The organism is Achromobacter sp. (genome assembly GCF_036567245.1).
Classification (GTDB): domain Bacteria; phylum Pseudomonadota; class Gammaproteobacteria; order Burkholderiales; family Burkholderiaceae_B; genus Achromobacter.
Window position 1 is genome coordinate 1 of record NZ_DATCUY010000156.1, and the last position, 4,291, is coordinate 4,291.

The 4,291-nt window shown below is 67.3% G+C and carries 4 protein-coding genes; all 4 read right to left on the reverse strand.

Translation table 11 applies throughout. The features are described 5' to 3' along the window. Window positions 1-1,366: rhodanese-like domain-containing protein (locus VIR09_RS06860; protein WP_332012193.1), on the reverse strand; the 1,366-nt coding region annotated here is incomplete at its 3' end. Between the two features lie 126 nt (window positions 1,367-1,492). Then, window positions 1,493-2,422, reverse strand: a complete 930-nt coding sequence (locus tag VIR09_RS06865) for a CysB family HTH-type transcriptional regulator (protein WP_332012194.1) — start codon at window positions 2,420-2,422, stop codon at window positions 1,493-1,495. Window positions 2,423-2,430: 8 nt separating this feature from the next. Continuing rightward, entirely contained in the window at window positions 2,431-2,781 is a 351-nt protein-coding gene (locus VIR09_RS06870; RefSeq protein WP_332012195.1) for a VOC family protein, read from the reverse strand. A gap of 122 nt (window positions 2,782-2,903) precedes the next feature. Further along, on the reverse strand, window positions 2,904-4,118 hold the full coding sequence (metC, locus tag VIR09_RS06875; protein WP_332012196.1) for a cystathionine beta-lyase: 1,215 nt from the start codon (window positions 4,116-4,118) through the stop codon (window positions 2,904-2,906). Window positions 4,119-4,291: the final 173 nt, after the last annotated feature.

Genomic DNA, 4,291 nt, shown 5'->3' on the forward strand with positions numbered 1-4,291 from the left:
CGGCCGCCTGCGGGCGGGCCGCTGCCAGCGCCTGCTCTCCGGGTTCCGGCAGCGCGGCCTGCCTGCCGTAGGCGAGTTCGCGACCAGACAGCAGCCACTGCATGGTGCCATTGCGCAGCGACGCGACGCGGTTGGGTATGCCGGCATCGATCAGCGTCTGCGCGCCGACGATGCTGCGGGTGCGCCCGGCGCAGTTCACCACCACAAAGGTTTTGGGATCCGGCGCCAGTTCGCCGATGCGGTAGACCAGCTCCGCGCCCGGCAGGCTGTGCGCGAAAGGCAGCGTGAAATTGTGGAATTCTTCGGGGGTGCGGCTGTCCACCACCACGATGTCGTCGCCGCGCGCCACCCGTTCGTGCAGCTCGTCCACGTCTATCCAGGGGGTGTGCTTTTCGTGTTCGATCACTTCGCCGAAGGCCTTGCTGGGTACATTGGTGCCCGAGTAAAGCTCGCGGCCCTCCTTCTCCCAAGCGTCCGTGCCGCCGGCCAGCACCGCAATATCCGTCCAGCCCAGGCGCGCCAGCTTGGCGGCGGCCTGATGCGCCAGCGTCTCGTCATCGTCCACCAGCACGACGCGGGCATTACGGCGAGGCACCAGCCTGTCCGCTAACTGTTCCAGCCGCCACAACGGCGCCGGCACGGCATGCAGCAGGTGGCGGCGGGCGTAGCGCCCCGCCTCGCGCACGTCCAGCACGGCGATTTCACCCGAGCCGCGCAACTCGTCCTGCAAGGCCTGCGCCGGGATGCGCGCGTGATAGATGGCGGCGGGCGGAGAAAATGTGCGGTAGCTGCCGCCCGCGGTGCTCTCGAACACCACCCGGCCATGCAGGCGGTCCAGGGCCAGCCCGTAGAAATGCAGATGCGCGCCGGCCTCATCGCCTACCAGTTCGATGGTATGCACGTCCTCCGGACCCAGCACGATGGAGCTGCCCGGCCCCACGTCCACCCGCTGCACATGGGTCAGCACGTCGCGCTGGGGATCGGCGCTGCGCTCGCGCGCATAGACCTCGTTGCGCTCATTGCCTTGCACGCCGGCGATGATGGCCCAGGTCGTGTGGTCGTGGGGCGGCTGGGCCTTGCCCGGCGCACCCAGGGACAGGTACAGCGCATGGCCGCCGTCCAGGTCCTCGGCCAAGCGGTAGATGGCGGTGGGCCTGCCGGGGACCACGGCGAACGCCTCCTCCGGGAACAGCTCCCGGCGTCGCCCCAGCGCTTCCAGCAGCGCCGCCACCAGCCCCAGCTGCTCGCGCGTGGCGCTGGCCGCGTCGGGCGCAAGCCGTCGCGCCTGTGCAATGAATTCGCGCACGGCCTCTGCGCGTTCGGTGTGGATGTTCGTGGCTGCGGACGGATGTTGAGATGTGCTCATGAGATGACCCGGGATTCCGTATGGAAGAATGGGTCAGCCTACGTGCGCCCGGCCTGCGCCGGCAACGAAGCGATGCAACTATGGATATGCGCGCGCTGCCGGGCGACGCGCCTGTCGCCGCGCGTCTCAGCCTTCGCCCTTCAATTCACGCTCGACGATTTCGCGCGTCAAAGTGGGTACGAACATCTCGACGAAGTGAAAGGCATAGCCGCGCAACCATGCGCCGCGCCGTATCGCCAGTCGCGTCAGGTTGATCTCGAACAGATGACGGGCGTCGATGGCGCACAGGCGCGTGTCGCGCTCGGCATCCCAGGCCACGGAGGCCACGATGCCCAGGCCCAGGCCCAGTTCGACATAGGTCTTGATCACGTCCGCGTCCATCGCCGTCATGACGATGTCGGGCGTGATGCCGGCCCGCGCGAAGGCCTCGTCGATATGCGCCCGGCCCGTGTAGCCGCGCCCGTAGGTAATGATGGGGTAGCGCGAGAGCTGCGACAGGGTGACGCCATCCGGCTGGCGCTCCAGCGGATGGCCGCGAGGCACGATGACGCTGTGGCTCCAGCGGTAGCAAGGCAGGTTGACGAGCCCCGGATAGTCGGCCACGGCTTCCGTCGCCACCCCTATGTCGGCCTCGCCCTCCAGCAGCATTTCCGACACCTGCTTGGGCGAGCCCTGGTGCAGGTGCAGCACCACCTCGGGATAGCGTTCGCGGAACTCCTTGATGACGGGCGGCAAGGCGTAGCGCGCCTGCGAATGGGTGGCCGCGATGGACAGCACGCCGGTCCGGCTGTCCGCATACTCGGCCCCCGCGTGCCGGATGTTGTCCGCGCATTGCAGGATCTGCTCGACCAGGGGCAGGATCAATTCGCCAGGCGGGGTCAGGCCTATGAGCCGCTTGCCCGAGCGCACGAAGATATCCACGCCCACCTCTTCCTCGAGTTCGCGGATCTGGCGGCTGACGCCCGGCTGCGACGTATGCAGGCTTTCGGAGACGTCGGTCAGGTTGAAGTCCTGGCGCACGGCTTCGCGCACGGAGCGCAATTGCTGGAAGTTCATCGCCCGCCTCAGCCCAGGAAAGCCAGCTGATTGCCGGACGGATCTTTCACGTACATCACGCGCGGCTCGGCATCGGGCAGCGAACAAACCGGGTGGAGTCCCGCCAGGCGCAGACGCGCCAGGATGTCATCATAGGCGCGGGTCTTGAGAGCCAGATAGTCAGGCCTGACCGCCCGGCTGATCTCCTCCACGGGAGACAGCGACAAGGTCGCCTCGCCCAACGCGAACAACAGGCGCTGGCCGCCGGCCCCGGCCACTTCGTCCAAGCCGATGGTATGCCGATAGAACTCGCGTACCGCTTCCTGCCGTTGAGCAAGAAAAGGAAGCTGCACCGATCCGATGGAAAGAATAGTAGACATGCCCTGCCGCCAAACATGGAACAGGGCAAATTCTAGTGGCCGCGGGTACCAACGGACAAAGAGGTATATGTTGCTTCTACATAGCCGGAAACCCTAAAGAAAACCGCTCATTTGCATATGCCTCAAGCGCTGCGCCGCAGAGCCTCGCGCGTGGCCGCGAAGGCGCGCTCCAGGTCCGCTATCAGGTCGAGCGGACTTTCCAGTCCGATGTGCAAGCGCACCACCGATTGCGTCTGCGGACCGTCCCGCCAATGGCTGTGCTCGGCCAGGCGCTCGGGCGCGGCCTCCAGCGCAAGGCTTTCGTAGCCGCCCCATGAAGCGCCGATGGAAAAATAGCGCAAGGCATCGATGAAGCGCGCGGCGGCTGCGGCATCGGCATGCCGGAACGCGAACGACACCAGGCCGCTGGCACCACTGAAATCCCGCCGCCACAGGGCGTGGCCCGGGTCCTGCTCCAGCGCCGGGTAATAGACTCTTGCGACGTCCTCATGCCGCGCCAGATACCCGGCCACGGCCAGCGCGTTTTCATGGTGCCGCGCCAACCGCACATCCAGCGTACGCAGGCCGCGCAGGGTCAGGTAGGCGTCGTCCGCACCCACCGACAGGCCCAGGGCGTCGTGGGCCGCGCCCACTTGCCGGGCCAGTTCGGCACTGTCCACGGTGACCACCCCCATCATCACATCCGAATGCCCCGCCAGATACTTGGTCGCCGCCTGGATGGAAATGTGCGCGCCCAGCGCCAGCGGCTGGTAGTACAGCCCGCCGCTCCAGGTATTGTCGGCCGCCAGCAGCACGCCATGCCGCCGCGCCACGGCGGCCAGCGCCGGCAGGTCCTGCACCTCGTACAGGAGCGAACTGGGCGACTCCAGATACAGCAGGCGCGTGTTCGGACGGATCAGCGGCTCCAGTTCGTCGCGCGTGGCGGAAAAATATTCCACCTCGATCCCATAGCGCTGCAGCAGCGCGCGGTCCACCTTGCGCACTGGCGAATAGACACTGTCGGCCACCAGCGCGTGCTCGCCCGGCGCCAGCGTCGCCAGCAGCACCAACACAATGGCCGACAGCCCCGAAGGCGCCAGCAGCGTGCGATAGCCGCCTTCCAGCGACGCCACCGCCACTTCCAGGGCCTGATGGGTGTCCAGCCCATGGCGGCCATAGGTCGCCACGCGCTCGCCGGCCGCGCGCTGCCGGCCCAGGGCCGCCTGCGCAGCCGTGTCGGCGAAACGCACGGTGCTGGTGCGCACTACCGGCACGTTCACCGGTCCGGCGCCCTGCTTCAGATCGGGCGATCCCGCATGCACCAGCCGGGTCTGGACGCGGGCGTTTGCCAGGCTCATGCGCGCACCTCGGCATGGTTGGAAATCGAGGACACGAAAATCATGTGCAACTCCATCATGGTTCACACTGCCAGGCGCAGTGGATCGAAATTCAGGTAAGCCTGCATGGGATCGGGAGCGCTTTCCCGCGGCGGCGCCGCGCCCACCGCGCGCTGCAGGAAGGCGCGCGTGCG

What these genes read in the sequence shown, in the direction of transcription:
- VIR09_RS06865 (WP_332012194.1), bottom strand. Translation starts at nt 2,422, where the DNA reads ATGAACTTCCAGCAATTGCGCTCCGTGCGCGAAGCCGTGCGCCAGGAC.
- VIR09_RS06870 (WP_332012195.1), bottom strand. Translation starts at nt 2,781, where the DNA reads ATGTCTACTATTCTTTCCATCGGATCGGTGCAGCTTCCTTTTCTTGCT.
- metC (WP_332012196.1), bottom strand. Translation starts at nt 4,118, where the DNA reads ATGAGCCTGGCAAACGCCCGCGTCCAGACCCGGCTGGTGCATGCGGGA.